The sequence below is a fragment of the Bacteriovorax sp. PP10 genome (genome assembly GCF_035013165.1).
GTDB classification, from domain to species: Bacteria; Bdellovibrionota; Bacteriovoracia; order Bacteriovoracales; family Bacteriovoracaceae; genus Bacteriovorax; species Bacteriovorax antarcticus.
The window spans coordinates 133,707-151,996 of record NZ_JAYGJQ010000003.1 but is presented as its reverse complement, the minus strand read 5'-3'; the positions used below and the strand labels follow the sequence as shown (position 1 = coordinate 151,996).

The 18,290-nt window shown below is 38.6% G+C and carries 22 protein-coding genes; 9 read left to right on the top strand and 13 right to left on the bottom strand.

The window, feature by feature from the left end; all coding sequences use genetic code 11:
- Positions 1-16 precede the first annotated feature (16 nt).
- The 3 genes from SHI21_RS18555 to SHI21_RS18545 all read right to left on the bottom strand — a co-directional run bounded on the left by SHI21_RS18555 (position 17) and on the right by SHI21_RS18545 (position 5,362).
- Positions 17-922: a hypothetical protein gene (locus tag SHI21_RS18555; protein WP_323578562.1), complete on the bottom strand. Its 906-nt coding sequence runs from the start codon at positions 920-922 to the stop codon at positions 17-19.
- A gap of 41 nt (positions 923-963) precedes the next feature.
- Positions 964-2,601 carry a hypothetical protein gene (locus tag SHI21_RS18550; RefSeq protein WP_323578561.1) on the bottom strand — a complete coding sequence of 546 codons (1,638 nt, stop codon included), beginning with the start codon at positions 2,599-2,601 and terminating at the stop codon, positions 964-966.
- A 265-nt stretch (positions 2,602-2,866) separates the two neighbouring features.
- A complete protein-coding gene (locus SHI21_RS18545; protein ID WP_323578560.1) occupies positions 2,867-5,362 on the bottom strand; it encodes a U32 family peptidase in 2,496 nt (831 codons plus the stop codon).
- A 43-nt stretch (positions 5,363-5,405) separates the two neighbouring features.
- Between SHI21_RS18545 and SHI21_RS18540 the strand changes: the two genes are divergently transcribed.
- The 4 genes from SHI21_RS18540 to SHI21_RS18525 are packed head-to-tail and all read left to right on the top strand — an operon-like array spanning position 5,406 to position 8,218.
- Complete coding sequence (locus SHI21_RS18540; RefSeq protein WP_323578559.1) at positions 5,406-5,981, top strand: LemA family protein; 576 nt, start codon at positions 5,406-5,408, stop codon at positions 5,979-5,981.
- Positions 5,981-6,718, top strand: a complete 738-nt coding sequence (locus tag SHI21_RS18535; protein ID WP_323578557.1) for a TPM domain-containing protein — start codon at positions 5,981-5,983, stop codon at positions 6,716-6,718. The genes SHI21_RS18540 and SHI21_RS18535 overlap by 1 nt, the downstream gene beginning before the upstream one ends.
- 24 nt (positions 6,719-6,742) lie before the next feature.
- Positions 6,743-7,363, top strand: coding sequence for a TPM domain-containing protein (locus SHI21_RS18530; RefSeq protein ID WP_323578556.1), 621 nt, complete (start codon positions 6,743-6,745; stop codon positions 7,361-7,363).
- Between the two features lie 3 nt (positions 7,364-7,366).
- Entirely contained in the window at positions 7,367-8,218 is an 852-nt protein-coding gene (locus tag SHI21_RS18525; RefSeq protein WP_323578555.1) for a hypothetical protein, read from the top strand.
- A 77-nt stretch (positions 8,219-8,295) separates the two neighbouring features.
- Here the strand turns inward: SHI21_RS18525 and SHI21_RS18520 are convergent, their stop codons facing one another.
- The 5 genes from SHI21_RS18520 to SHI21_RS18500 form a co-directional block, all read right to left on the bottom strand.
- Positions 8,296-8,625: a hypothetical protein gene (locus SHI21_RS18520; RefSeq protein WP_323578554.1), complete on the bottom strand. Its 330-nt coding sequence runs from the start codon at positions 8,623-8,625 to the stop codon at positions 8,296-8,298.
- A gap of 137 nt (positions 8,626-8,762) precedes the next feature.
- On the bottom strand, positions 8,763-9,050 hold the full coding sequence (locus SHI21_RS18515; protein WP_323578553.1) for a hypothetical protein: 288 nt from the start codon (positions 9,048-9,050) through the stop codon (positions 8,763-8,765).
- A gap of 39 nt (positions 9,051-9,089) precedes the next feature.
- Positions 9,090-9,401: a hypothetical protein gene (locus tag SHI21_RS18510; protein WP_323578552.1), complete on the bottom strand. Its 312-nt coding sequence runs from the start codon at positions 9,399-9,401 to the stop codon at positions 9,090-9,092.
- A gap of 168 nt (positions 9,402-9,569) precedes the next feature.
- Entirely contained in the window at positions 9,570-9,938 is a 369-nt protein-coding gene (locus SHI21_RS18505) for a hypothetical protein (protein WP_323578551.1), read from the bottom strand.
- A gap of 37 nt (positions 9,939-9,975) precedes the next feature.
- Positions 9,976-10,365 carry a hypothetical protein gene (locus tag SHI21_RS18500; protein ID WP_323578550.1) on the bottom strand — a complete coding sequence of 130 codons (390 nt, stop codon included), beginning with the start codon at positions 10,363-10,365 and terminating at the stop codon, positions 9,976-9,978.
- 99 nt (positions 10,366-10,464) lie between these two features.
- On the opposite strand from SHI21_RS18500, the gene SHI21_RS18495 reads away from it, so the two are divergent.
- The 3 genes from SHI21_RS18495 (at position 10,465) to SHI21_RS18485 (ending at position 12,491) form a co-directional block, all read left to right on the top strand.
- Positions 10,465-11,262, top strand: coding sequence for a hypothetical protein (locus SHI21_RS18495; RefSeq protein WP_323578549.1), 798 nt, complete (start codon positions 10,465-10,467; stop codon positions 11,260-11,262).
- Between the two features lie 140 nt (positions 11,263-11,402).
- Entirely contained in the window at positions 11,403-12,047 is a 645-nt protein-coding gene (locus tag SHI21_RS18490; protein ID WP_323578548.1) for a hypothetical protein, read from the top strand.
- 135 nt (positions 12,048-12,182) lie between these two features.
- Complete coding sequence (locus tag SHI21_RS18485; protein WP_323578547.1) at positions 12,183-12,491, top strand: hypothetical protein; 309 nt, start codon at positions 12,183-12,185, stop codon at positions 12,489-12,491.
- Between the two features lie 55 nt (positions 12,492-12,546).
- Here SHI21_RS18485 and SHI21_RS18480 read toward each other — a convergent pair whose 3' ends face one another.
- From SHI21_RS18480 to SHI21_RS18470, 3 genes are all read right to left on the bottom strand, one after another.
- Positions 12,547-13,035, bottom strand: a complete 489-nt coding sequence (locus tag SHI21_RS18480) for a dihydrofolate reductase (protein WP_323578545.1) — start codon at positions 13,033-13,035, stop codon at positions 12,547-12,549.
- A 9-nt stretch (positions 13,036-13,044) separates the two neighbouring features.
- The gene (locus SHI21_RS18475) at positions 13,045-13,839 is read right to left on the bottom strand and encodes a thymidylate synthase (protein WP_323578544.1); all 795 of its coding nucleotides are present in this window, start codon (positions 13,837-13,839) and stop codon (positions 13,045-13,047) included.
- Positions 13,840-14,163: 324 nt separating this feature from the next.
- The gene (locus SHI21_RS18470) at positions 14,164-14,631 is read right to left on the bottom strand and encodes a GNAT family N-acetyltransferase (protein WP_323578543.1); all 468 of its coding nucleotides are present in this window, start codon (positions 14,629-14,631) and stop codon (positions 14,164-14,166) included.
- A 125-nt stretch (positions 14,632-14,756) separates the two neighbouring features.
- Here SHI21_RS18470 and SHI21_RS18465 point away from each other — a divergent pair, with 125 nt between their 5' ends.
- Positions 14,757-15,947: an exo-beta-N-acetylmuramidase NamZ family protein gene (locus SHI21_RS18465; RefSeq protein ID WP_323578541.1), complete on the top strand. Its 1,191-nt coding sequence runs from the start codon at positions 14,757-14,759 to the stop codon at positions 15,945-15,947.
- A gap of 115 nt (positions 15,948-16,062) precedes the next feature.
- Here the strand turns inward: SHI21_RS18465 and SHI21_RS18460 are convergent, their stop codons facing one another.
- Both SHI21_RS18460 and SHI21_RS18455 read right to left on the bottom strand, forming a co-directional pair.
- Positions 16,063-16,596, bottom strand: coding sequence for a hypothetical protein (locus tag SHI21_RS18460; protein WP_323578540.1), 534 nt, complete (start codon positions 16,594-16,596; stop codon positions 16,063-16,065).
- A gap of 75 nt (positions 16,597-16,671) precedes the next feature.
- Complete coding sequence (locus tag SHI21_RS18455; RefSeq protein ID WP_323578539.1) at positions 16,672-16,932, bottom strand: hypothetical protein; 261 nt, start codon at positions 16,930-16,932, stop codon at positions 16,672-16,674.
- Between the two features lie 230 nt (positions 16,933-17,162).
- Here SHI21_RS18455 and SHI21_RS18450 point away from each other — a divergent pair, with 230 nt between their 5' ends.
- Complete coding sequence (locus tag SHI21_RS18450; protein ID WP_323578538.1) at positions 17,163-18,290, top strand: ABC transporter substrate-binding protein; 1,128 nt, start codon at positions 17,163-17,165, stop codon at positions 18,288-18,290.

The following is an 18,290-nucleotide window of genomic DNA, read 5'->3' as shown; positions in this document are numbered from 1 at the left end:
CGAGTAATCATTCCTTTTAGCTTGCCTGAGTCATCTTAGAAGTCTCAAGTTTAATGGCCTCTTCTGCCAATGCTTCAGATGGATCACGGTGTTCATTGAATGGTATATTATGATCTGGAAACTTATTGTTGTCACTTCTGTACCATAGTAAATCCAGTGCACTTTCAAAACGATCCATCATTGACGAAAACACTCTGTCTGGATTGAAGATCGTGTTAATCACGTGAAGCATAAGTGAGAAGGTAATACCAACGATCGATGACCCCATGGCAAAAGCGATCTCTTGAAGGAAATGATCCATTACTTTTCTTGTCGCATCTAAGTTTTCAACACTCATAGACCCTAGAGCTGTAAGACCACCTCTAATACCTAAGAACGTTCCTAAAATCCCGGCAACAACGAATAGACCTGGAAGAATTGAAACTAAATCGTTCATCACACCAATCGGGAAGATCCCGAAGATTCTGTTGAAACACGGATTGTGATTGAAAGTTGTTCTGGTGATGTTAAGCATTTTTGGAGTGTCTTGTGTCCACTTTAAAAATTTGATCTGCTTTAAAATATCTTTAACTAACCAGGCACAGCCTTGTTTAATTAAAAACACTCTGTCTCCGACTCTCATCATTCTGTCGGGTTTTCTTCTTTGCATTCTGTCTCTTAATTCGAAAACTTCATAATATGTTTTTTCTAAATATTTTTTAGATAACACATAAAAAGAAACATCCTGAACCTGCCCTGGGTCTTGCGACTCAACAAATTGATTCACGCGTTTTTCAAATTCAATGGCAAACCATTCATGGCGCTTAACTGTAAAGTGAATCAGGACTCTTATAATCACAGCGACAATAAAAAACACTCCCATAATGTAGGGCAAGCTGTAGATAAACCAGTTAATCCACTGAGTGGTAGTTTGGGCAGACATTAGTAACTCCTTGCTTGATATGAAAAAATCTTATTCGTTAATTATTTTTTATCCATACTGAATCTGATAACAACTCTCTGGGCCTTTTTACAATCGTTCACCTGACAAAATTTTTCAGGGCTTACGTTTGTTTTAACATTCCCTGCTTCTAAGAAGCTTCGTCCCGAAACTTTCATCAGGGCCATTAAGCTTTTGTTGTATGGATTTTGGTCTTTTTGATTATCGATCATGTAGTTGAAGATCGATTTAGCACGCGAGTAAGAAAGATCCATGTTGTACTTAAGAGCTTCTTTATCTTCTTTAGCGCTACTTTTTGGATCAACGAATCTTCCTTTATAAGTAGGAGAGGCAAACCCGATAATTTCAACGGCAGAAACTTTTTCAGAAATTTTTGAATTTCCTAAAAGTGATTTTGCATAAATTGGAACGGCCTTTTCAATAACGTGCTTCATTTCATTTTTCAACTGAGCAGAACCACTATCGAAGTATGACTCTCCGAAATCCAGAAGGACTTCACCTGTCTCATTGTTAACTTCCGCCTTAATTCCAGCGTTAGCAAAACTCTTAGCGATATCTTTAGCAACCATCTGTCTTGCTTCAAGTTCAGCTTTTGCTCTTCCAAGTTCCCCTTGAAGACCACCGATCTTATCGTTCATCGCTCTTTCTTTATCAGCAGCAGCGGCCCTGAAAGCGCCTTCTCTACGCTCTCTTTCAGCTGCACCAAGTTTCATCTTTCCGAGCTCTCCTTCAAAGGCCGCTTTCTCACGTGCCTGTTGAGCAGCAAATCCTGCTTTAAGGTTCGCAATTTTTGCATTTCCTTCAGCAGCAGTTTGTGAAACTTTATTTTGAAGCATTTCAGCTTCACCCGTTTTCTTTTCCAGTAATCCCTTAGTCTCATCAAGGTTAGACGCCACTGCATTTAACTTTTGAGTCACACCAGTAAGCTCTTCCTGGTATTTTTGTTTTTCAGCTTGCAAGGCCTGAACTTTATTTTTACTTTCTGAATTGGCCTGCGCCATCTTTTTCTCTAAAATAGCACGAGTGATTTTATTATTTTTATAAGCAGAACGTAGCTCATGTAAACGAACATCAAGTTGCTCTTTTGCTTCAGTGATGTCGCGCTCACCTTTAGCAATCAGCTGCTTATTTTGTTGAACTTCTTTTTCCAGATCAGAGATCTGACCTTCTTTCACTTCGATAACCTGCGACTTCTCTTCAATCACCACTTCACGTGTATTGATTTTCGTCTTCGCAAGCTTGTTAGCATTCAGCATGTTTCTTACCATCTGCTGATACTTATTAAGTGAAGCTTCTTTTTTTGAATTTTCTAAAAGTTGTTTTTTTAGTTTGTCGTTTTCAGACTGGTTTTCTTCCTGCAGAAGAGAGAGTTTATCAACCAGTTCGTTGTACTCGTTTTTCTCTTCAACGCTGGCCTGGTCTTTCATGTACTGGTTCTTGATATCTTCGTAGGCCTTTAACTGATTTTTTAGGTCGTTATTTTCCTGAGACAATTGCTCGTTCACTACTTGTTGCTTAATTGAGTCCGCTCCCTGGCGCATACTCGAAACAACATACAAAAGTAAAAAGATACAACTAAGTCCTAAGAATAAATCTGAATAGGAAGTCCAGAAACTATCGTTAGAGTGCTGATCACCGCTTTTTTTATAGTTGAAAGACATAGAAAAACCTCAGCTAGACACTAGTTATTTTTTTATTTAATTTAAACTATTGTGACATAGTTATTCGTTTTCAATTAAATTTAAATCTTTGGGAATTTATCGGTCATAGGTGCTGAAAATTTTAGGCATTTAAATTAAATCTACTGATGTGCTTGAGTGGTTCAAATTTGCCAAAATTCCTTGTCTTTAGGGTACCAAACCATGAGTTGTCCAATACTTAGTAGGGCCCATGAATTTGGATTATTCCGACTTGTTTGAGAGGGTATTACTGACTTTTCTTACGGTCTTTATATTCGCGGTCGCGATGAGTCCCATCAGAGACGCCGTACTTTTCAAGAACACCGATAGTCTCGATAATTTCCTGAGTTAATCCTTGCGATTTATTTTCTAAAAGGTTTTTGTAACCCATCACTTTTTTCGCCAGCTCAGCTCCCCTTTCATAAAGAGATTCAAATCTAAACTCCATCACTCCACGCTCAAGTAGTGTCGGGATAAGTTTTGCAGCAGACTGAGGAACAGCATTGAACATTGTATTTCTACATTCCTGATCCGCTCTAATCTGATGGTGGTTTCCAAACTGATCTTTTAATTCAAGCCTATGCTCTTCACACGGCTTACCGCAATCTCTAAAGCTTGATCCTTCACTCATGAAAGCAGCAAACACACAATGCTCCATATGAAACGATGGCATGTACTGGTGAGCTGTGACTTCGATTCTTCCCATTTCAGAATGAGAAACTAAATCAAAAAGTTGATTTGAATTTAAATCGTATGAAGCACAAAGAGTCGCGAGTTTCTTATTTAAGAAATAGTCCGCTGTCATTGAGTTCGTTACGTTTAAGCTGAAATCCCCACGAAGCTCGAAAGCTTTATCCTGGAAGTAATAAACGGCCCCAAGGTTACGACATAGGATAACATCTGGGTTAGCACGTTCAATGATTTTGAAATTGTAATATTCGTTAGGTTTTAAAATACGAGTTGTAGCGATCCCGACTTTAATCCCTTTTTCTTTTAGCATCGTCACTGATTCAGCGTAACCTTTACCGAATTCGTAATCTAAATAGACTACGCCAAGAGTTGATCCTAGGGAGTCTGAGAACTCGATAAAGTCTTTTACCTGAGAGATTTCACGAAGCATGACGTTTAGTTTAGCGCCAACAGACTTAACTGTAGAAACAACCACAGGAGCGGCAACATCGTTAAAAATAACTTCCGGAGCTTCAATTCTTTTTTGCATTAAAGCTTCAGTAAAATCACGGCGGATTTTCTTCAGCGATTTTTGGTGAATGAAAAATGGTGCACTCGATTTCATTTGAAGTTCATCCAAAATAAAACAAGTCGCTCCCAGAGCTCCTAACTCTTCTGCCAGATCCCCTTTTGTTAAAGGACGATCTTTGGCCGCTTCAATCTCACCTTCACTTAAAACTAAAACTTCATGCTCACCATCAGTCACAGTCACTTTTAACTGCTCACCAATGTTTGCTTCAACTTTAATTTGTAGAGGCATTCTCTTCTTTGAATTTTTATCTGTATAAGACTGAGTTAATTTCTTTTCAACGACAGCGTCGTGATTGAAATAAACAATCATCCCCAATTGAATCTTTTTTAGATCAACGTCTTTACCAAAAGTCAGCTCATATGTTGTGCCCGTTAATTTCTTAACAGCATAAAGCATTCCACCGATTTCAGTCTTCTTTCCACGAACAGCTCCAGCAATTAAAACCCCATCACCATTTTTTAAATTTGGATAATTGATTTCAACCACGATCACTTTCGCTTCTACTTTTAAAACTTTCCCGATTTCAAGACCACGGTGAGCACCGAAAGTTCCATCGACAAGCTCCTGGTGATCAACACCATGAAGCCATCCCGAAAAAAACCCACGGGAGTACGTTAAACTCATCTCAGTCTTAGCGTTCTCAATATCTTTTTTCGTAAACTGTTTCTTATCTTCAACTCTATTAATCGCTTCGCTGTAGTTCTTAGCTGCGCTTGCTACGTATTCCGGAGTTTTTAAACGCCCTTCTACTTTGAAGCTTTCGATTCCAATGTCTAGAAGCTCAGGAATCTCGGCAATTCCACATAGGTCCTTAGGAGAGACTAGGTACTTAAGATCTCCCAGGTCGCGCTTTTGTCCATCGACGATCATTTCATATTCAAGGCGACAGCTTTGAGCACACTGGCCGCGGTTGGCACTTCGGCCACCGATACTTTCACTTGTGAAACATTGTCCCGAATAGGCCACACATAAAGCTCCGTGAACAAAGACTTCCAGCTCTCTATCCGTTTTTTCTTTTATCGCACGCATTTCAGGCAGCGATACTTCTCTACCTAAAACGAATCTTTTAATTTTTAGGTCATCTAATAAACTCATCGCTTCATGATTGGTCACAGTCATCTGAGTTGAGCCGTGGATCACTTGGTTCGGCGCCATTTCTCTCACTAACTTGGCAAGACCTACGTCTTGAACAATCAGAGCATCAGGGCCAAGTGGAAGCACTTCTTTGAGAAGAGAAATCACTGCGGGAATTTCATCTTGAAAAATAACAACGTTGAAAGCGAGGTTGACTCTTACACCGTATAGGTGACAAGTCTCGATCATTTCTTTTAACTGAGCGACGTCGAAGTCAGTTGTTCTTCCACGCGCATTGAAGTGTGGCATCCCAACATAAATTGCGTCCGCTCCATTATGGATGGCAGCAAGGCACATATTCATGTTTCCAACAGGAAGTAGCAGTTCACTTTTCTTTGACTTTAACATAAGCTTGTCTATACCATTTTTAGGACTCAATTAGGAGACACTTATGAAATATTTATCTTTATTATTCGTTATGCTTTTTACAGTTTCTTGCGGGATGCAGAGTATCCCAACTGCCTTGAATCAAGTGGACGCAGACTGGGCAGAGGTACAAAACCAATATAAACGCCGTGCAGACCTGGTTCCGAACCTGGTTGAAGTGGTAAAAGGGTACGCTTCTCACGAAAAAGAGACTTTAGTAGGAGTTGTAGAGGCCCGTGCTAAAGCTACACAAGTTAACTTTACAGCAGACCAATTGACTGAAGAAAACATGAAAAAGTTCCAACAAGCTCAAGGTGGATTAAGCTCTGCACTTTCTCGCTTAATGGTGACAGTTGAAAAATACCCTGATCTAAAAGCAAACGAAAACTTCCGTGACCTGCAAGCTCAACTTGAAGGAACAGAAAACAGAATTACAGTTGCTAGAAAAAGATACATCGATGCCATCAATAACTTTAACAACCTTGTAACTGTACCTCCAACTTCTTGGTACAACTCAATCTTCTTAAAGCATGCTAAGAAACCACAATTTGCTGTGGAAAATATCCAAGATGCTCAAAACGCTCCAGCGGTTAAATTCTAATGAATTTTTCCAACTGGTTTAAATTTTTAATTTTATTTTTTGCAATCACTTTCAAGGTTTCTGCCTTGGAAGTGCCTGCACTTACCGGCCCTGTTGTTGATGAAGCTCAATTTTTAAGTAGAGATGCAAGTGCTGCGATTCAAAATGCACTTAGAAACTTATACGAAAAAGAAGGCATTCAGTTTCAAGTTCTCATCATTGATAAATTAGTTGATGAAACCATCGAAGGTTATTCAATTAAAGTTGTCGATGAATGGAAAATTGGAAAAAAAGGCGACGATCGTGCTGCTTTATTTTTAATTGCTCTTGATGACCGCAAGATGAGAATCGAAGTCGGAAGAGGTCTCGAAGGAAACCTGACGGACTTAACTACTCACAGAATTATCGAAGAAGTTAAACCCTTCTTTAAAAAAAATGATTTTGATAACGGCGTTGCTTTAGGTCTTGCCCTTATGGCCCAGGCCGAAGGCAAGAAACTTGATTTCCAGGGTGAAATCAGACCTCGCCACGCTAGAAAAGGCGGAAGCGCCTCTATGGTTCTCTTTGCAATCTTCGGACTCATTTTCTTCCTACAATTCTTCTTCCCTAATTCTCGAGGAGGAGGAGGTCGCGGTGGTATGGGTGGCTTCGGAGGAGGCGGATTTGGCGGCGGAGGTTTCGGTGGTGGATCCGGCGGCGGCTCTTGGGGAGGCGGCGGTGGCGGCTTTTCCGGTGGTGGCTCGTCAGGCAGTTGGTAATTAAAAAACAATTAAGGATTAAAAATGAATATTTCAATTAAAGACAGAGAATTGATTAAAGAGCTGATCACAGAAGCAGAACAAAAATCTGATAGCGAAATGGTTCCCATGATTGTCTCTCGTAGTGACAACTACCCTGCTGCTCATTTTCGTGCGGCCATTATCGTTTCATTTTTATTTTCACTAGGACTTTATTTTTCTCCACTCTCAATCATCAACCCGATTTACTTCCTGTGGATTCAACTTCCAGGACTTATTTTAGGTTATTACTTGGCCAATATTCCATCAATCACTCGCCTGCTTATTACAAAACAAGAAGTCGAATATGAAGTCACTCAAAGAGCGATCGAAGCTTTTTTCGAGCACAATCTTCATACGACAGAACAACACAATGGAGTTTTGATTTTCATTTCGATATTAGAAAAGAAAATTAAAATCATCACAGATGTTGGAGTGAGAAAAAAGGTTGATCAAAAGATCTGGGATGAAATTATTTATTCTTTCACTGAAAAAGTTAAAGAAGGTGAATTCGTCGAGGCGCTAAAAAGCACAATTGCTGCCACTTCTACCGTTCTTGAAAACTACTTTCCAGCGACTGGAAAACCAAAAAAGAATGAACTTAAAAATGACATCATCATTGAGTAATGAATGTTAAAAACACTAGCTGCGACACTCATACTTTCATCAACACTTTCTTTTGCTGGAACTCTTCCAACAACGAAAGCTGAATTCTGTGCTCGTTATGAAGATACAACGGTGCTCTCTACTTATTCGAGTGAGAGCAGCAATCTGATGGCCTTCAAGAATAATGGTGGGATCTTTAATGGTGGTGTGTGCTGGTGGCACTCTCGTTTTCAAAGAAACATTTTTTACTTATCTATCTTTCGTCCGGATCTTCCCGCTCCGAGCGCTTCTGAAGTTCGTGCACTGATTAAAGAAGTCCGTGCAGGACAGTCGATTGTCACGATCCCTGGTTTTTCAAACTTCGCCGAATTCAGCGAGACTTACAAAACGGAAATTCAGGCCGAATTAGATGCCTGGCAACGTTTTGATGGAATTGTATGGGGAGTTTGGATTGACGGCCTTAAAGGTGCAACCAAGGTTAAACCAGAGGTTTTAAATACGATGATGGATACAGTCTTCAAATACGTGGAAGTCGACAAGAAGATTGCCTATCAAAAACTCCAAATCAAAGGGATCACTTCTCATGCATGGCTGATTGTCGGAATGAAGAAAGGTGAAAATGGTTACGAAATTGGTTTGATCGACAGTAACATGCCTAGAATGTCCCGCAACTATTCATACAAAGCTGGCGATACAAGCTTCAATGAAAAATCTTACGGTGACTTTGTTCCCTATCTGGAATTTACTCGTGAAGAATCGAGAGTTTCAAGTGTGGCCAAGACGTTTTGTGGAATAAGGGATCTAAATGCCTCTCATCCAGAAGACTGGACGAGAGACTATGAATTAGATTTATTAGAAGCAAAAACAGTTCACTAGTCTTTTTGATTAGCGATTAAAATCACTTGAGCTGTAGCTACTAGCATATCAACAACTTCTTGATCAGAAACTTCGTATTAATTTAATAAACCTTGTGCCATATCCACGATAATATCAACTGCTTCTTCATCAGAAACGTCGCTCATACCTTGAACATTTTTAATTGATTCAGCTAAAGCAATTGTCGCTACACCTGACAGACGAAACTCCTGAGAGTCTTGAATAATTATTTTTGCAATTTTACGTTTAGATGAAACTGCATCAGTACTTCCTTCACTTGATACCTCTAGCATCGTTGTTCCAAAGAACGGAGCTAAAGTCGTTCTGTCAGATGGATCTAAATAAGATCCGCTAGCAAAAGAGTTAACAGAAAAAGCGATTGCCAAAAGTGTAATTAAAATTTTCATAGTATCTCCTAAATTTGTGTTGGCCCATCCTATTACTAATTTGAAAAATTTTATTAAAGTATGAATTTTTTACGCTGACTGCGAAAAAAAAAGGCCGACATAGGCCGGCCTTCAATGACTTAATTCATCTAATAATCTTAAACTCCAATCATATCCATTGCCATATCTACAGCTTCTGCATCAGATACTTCATAAATTTCTTTGATCTCATTTACTAAAGCTTCCAACTCTCCAGAAAGCTTTCCCGATTGGTGATATTCATTCACACCTTCGATAATTTTAGCTTCCTTCCATCCTCTGCCCCCATTAGACATAGATGTAAGAACAGTTGGCAATAAAGTTATCGCAGTTGTTCCTCTAGAAATGTCTAGTGCAAAAGAGCTAAACGATAGGGCCATTGCAAATAATACGATTAAATTTTTCATAGTTTCTCCTAATATGTTTTTAAAAAAATGATCTATATTTTAGTAATTTAAGCTCAAGATTTCTTTTGCTGCTTCAACCAATAGATCGACAGCTTCCGCTTCAGAAACATCCATTTCTGATTGAAGATTTTTAACCTGGTCCGCAAGATAAAGTGGTGCGATTCCAGTTAAGCGGTATTCATTGGCCTCTCTAATAATGGCCTCTGCTTTCCCAAAAGGTTTAATTCCACTTGTTGTCGAAGTTAAAATCGCGGTAGCGGCCCCCATCCCAATTGTTGATTGAGATACAGCTTCGTTTGCAAAAGAGTTTGCAGAAAAGGCCATTGCAAGCAATACGATTAACGATTTCATAAAGGCTCCTAAAAAAGAGATTTAATAATTTATGAAATCATAAACTGAAAAAAGGATGGATTGTTTAAGGTTGTAATTTTTATGAAGGCCGAAAAAAAAGTGTCTAAATTATGGGCAGTGAAAGCAGTCTCGCCCAGAGCTAACTAAGCGAGACTGCTCATATTTTAATTATTTACAAAGACTGCTGTGATCTTGAGAAATTTCGAAAGAAACTTTTTGTTCCATAGTTTCATAGTTGCTGTAGTCCCAGTCAATCAACTTAACTTCTAGTCCACCTAAAGCTTCTCCGCCAACCATATATCCAAGATCAATTGTATAATATGTATCTACAACACCGTTATCTACAACGTGTTTTTTAGCGTCGATTTTGTAAACTACGAAAGACTCTTGAGCTACACCTTGAGAACATACTGCTAATCTCTTAGCTAGGTAGTCTGTAAGGTCACGGCTAAGTTTGTTGTCACCAAGATCAAGGTTAACTGATCCGAATGCCTGAGCTGATACCATCATTACAAGTGCGATTACTGCGTTTTTCATAAAATCTCCTAGTGGTTTAAGAAAGTTAGTTTATCTATTATTTACAAAGTCCCGAGTGATCCTGAGATACCTCAAATGAAATTTTTTGTTCAATCGAATCATAGTTACTGTAGTCCCAGTCTATAAGCTTAATTTCCAGACCTGCCATAGCTTCACCGTTAACCGAGTAACCTACATCAACCGTGTAGTAGTAATCGATGACTCCGTTATCTACTTTATCTTTTTTGACTTTCAAATTTAAAACTGAGAACAACTCTCCAGCTACGCCTTGAGAACATGCCGCTAATCTCTTAGACATGTAGGCCGAGATCACTCTATTTACTAATCCACCATCATCAACCTTCACCAATCCGCGCTCAACTCCATGACCTGCAAAAGACTGTGCTGACAAAAGCGAAAGAGTCAGGATTAAAATTATTTTTTTCATCGTGTTTTCCTAAAAGTTTTTCTAATGCCCCGATTTATATCTGACGATAACGGTACATTCCAATCTTTTAAAAGAAGATTTTCTCCTACTAGGATACTTATGAGCTCACTTGGTGAGGTTTTGATTAAGATCAGGTTAGAACAAGGCCATAGGACGTCTAAGGCCTTCTATAAACATCTGGAATCCAGAAGTCTCGAGTGCAATTATCAGTATTACGTTAAGATTGAAAAAAATTTAGTATTGCCATCTTCAAACCTGGTTAATCAAATCGCCAAAGCTCTTGATCGAGATAATGCCGAGAGATTGATTAAGGCGTTTTGCTCTGATCAGTTTAAAAGTTTTTCTTATATGTTTGAGAGTAATGAAATCGCAGTTACAGCAAGCTCTCCTGCGAAAAACTCTGATTCACTACAGGGACAAAAGACTCTGACTGAAAAACAGGTTCATGCTCTCGCAAGTAATAAAGAAAATTATCATTTGTTTTTGATGATGACTCTTGCAAGAAAACCACTAGAGCAAAAAGACTTGGAAAATTTTAAAAGTTTTAAGAAGGCCATCGTTGCACTAAAAGCAGAAAATATTCTTATTCAAAATGGTGACGCGATTCAAGCGGCCTCAACAGAGTTTGCTTTTCCTAAGGCCGATACACCTGCCCTTATTAAATATTATGAGACTTTCGATCTCTGGGACAAAGAATTCGAAAAGAAATTCTCCCTTGAGACACTAGTGAATAAAATGATGATCAGAAGAATAAGCCCAAGGTACTTAGGTCTGATTCAAAAACAGATTGAAGTCCTGGTCGACATCCTTAGGATTTCGGATGAAAGCGATATCCGCCATAATAATCAAGTCATTCAACTTCAAATCAATTTATGTAAAGGTGAAATACCAGGTTAAAATTAACATCTGTCATTTTTCTTATGGCCCCTCATCACCTTTTGCTTTCGTCTTCCCTTTGCCCCCTATAAAAACACTCTTTCCTATAAATACACTTCTGCCTGAATTGCTTTTGCCTTTGTCTATCAAAGGAGTATCAGATGAAGAAAATAAGAAAAAATACCCAACTTAGTTTACTCAATACAAAACAAGCAGGCAGACCGGCCAAAGTCGATATCGGAATTAGGCACATAAGACGCGAAAGATTCTCAAAACTGACGGCTCTTCACTTAACTATAAAGGTTAGAGACAATAAGGCAGATGTTCAAAATAAGCGCATCCTCAAGGCACTCCACCATGCGATTAAGCGAGCGAGGCTACAAAGGTTGAGAGTGATTCATTATACGCTGGAGTACAATCATGCTCATCTGGTGGTGGAAGCGGCAGATAACAAAATTCTTCATAGAGGGATGCAGGCCTTCGGGATATCGCTGGCAAAAGCAATCAATAAGATTAAGCAGCTCAAAGGGGCCGTCTATAAACACCGTTATCACTTTAGAAAACTCACATCGAGACGCGAATTAAAAAATGCACTTCACTATGTTTTTAGAAATGGAGTGAAACATAAAAGGTCTACGTCACTTTTTGATTTATATAACTCGCTTCCAGCTGAAAAAAGAATTACGGCAGATATGAACATCATTATAGAAAGAAGCCTAAGTCTTTCGAAGCTCAGAGTCGAATTAAGAGAGATTTTAGATGTGACGAAGGTTTTTTACTTGGATTCGTATTATCTGTGGAATTAATCGCATTGGGCGCGTAGTCATAATGCGTTTTTATTAGGATCTTTTCAAAAAATGGGACTGAGGACGGCCTGTCCTCCTGGCCTTCTAACAATTAAGTTGTTAGAAATCGCTCATTAAACTTTAACTGGAGATCACATGAAAAAAATCATTCTTGCACTAGCACTATCTGCTCTATCAACAACTGTTTTCTCGAAAGATCTTTCTCTGTGTACTGTTCAATGTTTAGTAACAAACAATATGTCACGTGAAAGTGTTGTAACTTTAGTAACGGGAGTGTCTTCATCTCTTGAAGAAGCAAAAGCACAAATTAAAGCAAGATGTTCAACAACTGATTCTGATAAAAAACAAATTATCGCGAGCGAAATTTTAAACGAAAATGGAAACAGATTTTACAATAAAACGGCCACTGTTCTTGACTCTCAATGCTCATCAGTTCATTTATAATTATTTTTTAATATTTTAGATAAAAAAAGGCCGCGAAATTCGCGGCCTTTTTTTTTTAGATTCTCGTTAGAACTTTAAACGTAAATTTTTCAAACTTCTCAGTTTTTTCAATTTCCCACTCTTTGTAATTTACCGGTGGAAAAAAAGCATCGGCCGGACCTGTATAGTCCACTTCAGAAAGATAGATCTTATGAGTGTATGGCAAAAAGGCATTGAAGATCTCTCCACCACCAATAACCATCATTTCAAAATCATCTTCTCCTAAGTCTTCTTCAGCTTCAAGCGCCAAATCGAAGGCCATCATAGGATCATGAATAACGATCACTCCATCATGCTTAAAATTTACATCACGAGTGATGACAACATTCGCTCTATCAGGAAGAGGTTTTCCAATCGACTCGAAAGTCTTTCTTCCCATGACAATCATTTTCCCTGTCGTAATCTTTTTAAAATTCTTCAGGTCTTCCGGGATGTGCCACAGAAGTTTATTATCAAGGCCAATTTCACCTTTAGGCCCATAGGCCACTACCATTGAAACATGCATATCGTTTACCTATATAGCAATTGGAGCTTTAATTGTCGGGTGCGGATCGTATCCTTCCAACTTAAAGTCTTCGAATTTGAAATCAAAAATATTTTTAATATCAGGGTTTAGCTTCATTTGCGGAAGCATTCTAAAATCGCGAGTCAATTGAAGCTTCGCTTGATCAATGTGATTTGAGTATAAGTGAGCGTCACCCATTGTGTGAACGAAGTCACCATAACCAAGACCAGTTACCTGCGCCATCATCATTGTTAAAAGCGCATATGAAGCGATGTTAAACGGAACACCTAAAAAGATATCCGCTGATCTTTGGTATAACTGACAAGACAGTTTTCCATCGGCCACATAGAATTGAAAAAACGCGTGACATGGAGGAAGTGCCATCTTTTCGATCTCAGCTACGTTCCATGCAGAGACGATTAAACGTCTTGAATCCGGGTTTTTCTTAATCTGGTTAACAACAGTTGTGATCTGATCGATCGTCTCACCGTTGGCCCCGTGCCAGCTTCTCCATTGAGATCCGTAGACCGGTCCAAGATTTCCATCTTCATCGGCCCATTCATCCCAAATAGAAACGCCATTGTCTTTTAGGTATTTAATATTGGTTTCACCTTGAAGAAACCAAAGCAATTCGTGAATGATTGATTTCAAGTGAAGTTTTTTTGTCGTAACAAGCGGGAAGCCTTCAGCAAGATTGTATCTCGCTTGGTAACCGAAAACAGAAAGAGTTCCTGTTCCAGTACGGTCTTCTTTTTTCGCGCCATTTTTAAGAACGTGCTCCATCAGATCGTGATATTGCTTCATGTTCCATCCTTGTGTGTATTGTGAGTGTGTGTCTCAATGAAATAGTAACTTTTCGAGCAGATCTTTACAACGTAAGTTTAGAATCCGAAGCCATTTTCGTCAGCGCATTAACGCATTTTTAAATAAAAAGTCTCTTTCAAAATAGAGAAAATCTTACTGAAACAAACAATGGTGAAAGAAAAACGGAGGTTCAGGTGATACATCGCTCAAAAAAGCTTACCGAGAATTCGAGAAGTTTTCTGGTGGGGGGAAATCTAAAAAAAGCCTGCAAGCAGATTTAATAACCCCCCACCAGTTTTTATTCTAGCAAGAGGCTTAAAATTTTCAATAAGAAAGTTTTTTTGACATCAGCGTATTCTTAAACTCAACATCATTTCTGACCTTAATATATTCCTTCTCAGTGAGAAAACCAGAATGCTGAAAAAACTTTCTTGCCGTTAAACTCACATCACTAGTGAGCTTATCTAATTTCAAGTCTTTCGCATGATTTTCTAAATGCTTTAGAAGAACTTTTCCGACTCCTTTTCCCTGACTCTCGGCGCTGACGTAAAACATATCTATATTTCCATCATTTTCCAGATTGGCGAAACCTAAAATCAAACCGTTTTCTTCGGCCACTAGAGCATAGCTTTTTTCAAGCCGACTCTCCCAGACAGAATCATCTATAAAATCCGGCGCCCAGGCCTTAAGCTGCTCAACTGAATAATCAACACAGCAAACTCTGTGAACTGTCTCTCTGAAGAGTTCAATTAATGTTTTGGTGTCTGTTTTATGGAAATTCCTAACAATCATGACTAAAAAGTAAAATAAATACTCCCTTCGGTATAGTCTAAATTCTTTTAGCTTTACAAAAATTCACCTCAACCACAAAATTAAGGGATAAATTATATACCTTGAAAGGAATCTAGGAAGTAAGTATGACAAAAGTTGTGACGGGTCTTGAGCGCTTAATCGCAGAAAAATCTCTTCAAGAGAGCATCAAAGGAAATATTGGTTATCTATGCCATAGCGCTTCGATCGACTCTCAATTCAATACTGGAGTTGTTCTTCTTCAAAAACTTTTCGGTTCTCGTCTTAAAAAATTATTTGGACCTCAACACGGATTCGTGACAGACGTTCAAGATAACATGATGGAGACGGCCCACTACGTTCACCCATTTTTTAAAATCCCGGTTTATTCACTATACTCTGAAACAAGAACTCCAACTGACGAAATGTTAGAAGGATTAGATACGTTAATCATCGATCTTCAAGATGTAGGAACTCGCGTTTATACCTACATCTCTACTCTTTCATTAATCATGGAAAAGTGTGTTGGAAGAGATATTAAACTTGTTGTACTAGATCGTCCGAATCCAGTTGGTGGAGACATGATCGAAGGGACAATCTTAAAACCTGGATATGAATCTTTCGTAGGAAGATACCCAATCCCTCAACGTCACTCATTAACAATGGGAGAAGTAGGATTGTTCGGACAAAAAGTTTTAAATACAAATTGTAACCTTGAAGTTATCTCAATGAAAAATTGGAAACGTTCAATGTACTGGACTGACACTGGTCTTCCATGGGTATTACCTTCTCCTAACCTTCCGACACCGGAAGGAGCGATTACATTCGCTGGAACGGTTCTTTACGAAGGAACGAACATTAGTGAAGGACGTGGGACAACACGCCCTCTGGAGATCGCTGGATACCCTGGAATCGAGTCTTTTGATTTCGTGGATCGCATGCAAAAAAGATTTAAAGAAGAAGGTTTAACTGAAGGCTTTAACCTTCGTCCAATCATCTTCCTTCCGACTTTCCAAAAACACCAAGGCCAAAACTGCGGTGGAGTTCATATCCATCCAACAGAAAATGCAAAGTTTAAATCGTGGACTGTTTCTCAAATGATTTGTCGTGAATTCAAACGTGAGCTTGGTGACAAGTTCGAGTTTCACAGCAAACCATACGAGTATGAATTTCATAAGCTAGCGATCGATTTGATCAATGGTACGGATGAAGTAAGACTGTGGGTTGATAAGCTAGGATCGTTATCAGAACTTCAAAAAATCGAGACTCAAGGTCATCAGGAATTTTTAAATAAGAGACAAGATATTTTAATTTATTAATTTGCGGAAAAAATGCTCCAGTGGAGCATTTTTATATCGCTTGAAAAATAAAAAAACTGAACTTCTTTAAAAGAGTTCCGCAAATATAAAAGGGCCTCACTAGAGGCCCTTTTTTTTACTTAAAAGATAAAACAAATCCACCGTAACGTTGAACTAATCCATCGATTGATCCAATTGGCGAAGAGATGTTGCTTGTTAATTCAGCAAGGATATAAGCTTGTGTTACATCTTTTTTAAAAGATAAAAAGATTTTAAATGTCCCTGGAGTTTTTCCCAGTGAAAGAGTTGAAAGAGTCACTCCCTTTGGATCAACAGCGTAAAAGTTAACTGCTGTTAATTTGTTATTTGTAGTGCCTAAAGTTCCATCGTCAAGAATGATGTAATTGTGAAGGATTTCGTCAGATGAACTAGCAACGAACTTGTAACCATTGTCGACTTCAGCACATTTCAAAAAAGACATCTCAAGAGTTACTTCTCTAGTGTCATTCAGGATTTCTTCTGACTCCAATTTTAATGAATAAGAACGAAAACCTACGTCTGCTTTAGTTTTGCAAATAGCGTTCATATTATCGTTGTTTCTTGTGATTGCTGTTTCAGCGAATGCTGTCGTTGCCAGAAATAAAGATAAACAAATTGAAAGAAATTTCATAGTGCCTCCACATAAATATATATGCAGGCACTATCATGAAATTTGTTTTGTTGTCTTTTAAATAAATAAAAAAGTTTAAGCGGCGATTTTTCCAGCGTAAGAAACTGTCATCGCAAAACGATAATAATCCGGCACCCTGCGCTCTAAAATCCCCCAGATGATTCCTTCTTCTATCCCATCAACTCGTGCGGCCTGAATCAAACCTCGCACGCGAAAGTCCAGTTGATCAAAATCCAAATGAGAACGATAGACTGATTCACTCTCCACAATAATCTCTTCGATTACCTCAGAGTATTGCTTGATCAGAGTTTGCTTGAAATCGTCTTTACTATGCATTCCTTACCTTCCTCGATTGGATTTTTGCTTTTTCGCAAAACCATAATTGAGTCTAAGCGAGTTCTGAAAAATCTTAATCTATATTGAAAAACTTTGGTATTTCTGCACCTTACGCAAATATATAAATATTGTTTAAACCTCTTTACATAAGGTTCCCGCATGTTACTGTTATTATTGTTAAAGGTTTGACCAACCAATTACATCTACTTAATTTTACAATGGAGCACATAATGAAAATGACATCTACGCCGCACAAATTCTTGGCAACGATGACCGCTTTAGTGGTTATGGGATCTGCAATGGCGGCCGACCTAAAAATCGGAGTTGTATCATCTTTAACGGGTCCCACTGCAACCTTTGGACAAGAAGACGTAAACGGAATCAAGCTCGCTTACGAAAAATTAAAAAAAGGTACGGGAAAGAAATTTGACCTGGCCATCGAAGACGATAAATCTGAGGCCATGGAATCAACAAGTGCGACAAGAAAACTTTTAAGCGTTGATAAAGTTTCTGTCATGATCGGGTCTCCGACTTCATCATTGGCACTAGCTTCAGCTCCCATTGTTCAGCAAGCAAAAATTCCATTCATCACTCCTACTGCAACAAATCCAAAAGTAACAATGGTTGGTAACTATATCACTCGCGCTTGTTTCACTGATGATTTCCAGGGTATTGTTATGGCGAAATTCGCCATCCAGACTTTGAAAAAAACAAAAGGTCTCATCCTTATCGAAAACACTTCTGACTACTCTAAAGGATTAGCGAAAGCTTTCACTGAGCAATTCACAAAACTTGGTGGAAAAATGGTTAACACTGAAGAGTTAACTTACGCTGCTAAAGATACAGACTACCAGTCACTTTTAAGAAAAGTAAAAAGAGCAAATCCAGATTTCATTTTTGTTCCAGGCTACTATGTTGAAGTTGGTTATATCGTAAAACAAGCTCGCGCTTTAGGAATTAACATTCCTTTCCTAGGTGGTGACGGATGGGCCTCTCCAAAACTTTTCGAAATCGCCGGAGCTACAGTTAAAGGATCATACATTTCTAGTCACTTTGCTCCAGATGATAAAGCTCCCATCGTTCAAAACTTCGTAAAAGATTATGAAAAAGCTTACGGAACAAAACCGGGATCATTCGCGGCCCTTGGATATGATTCACTTGGTATCATTGCTGATGCTATCAAGAGAGCAAAATCTACAAAGCCTTCTGACATCAGAGACGCTTTAGCTGCAACGAAAGACTACCAGGGTATTACGGGGACAATTACATTTGATAAAGACAGAAACCCAATGAAGTCAGCCGTTGTTTTAGAAGCAACAACTTCTGGTTTTATATTCCACTCTAGAGTGAATCCATAA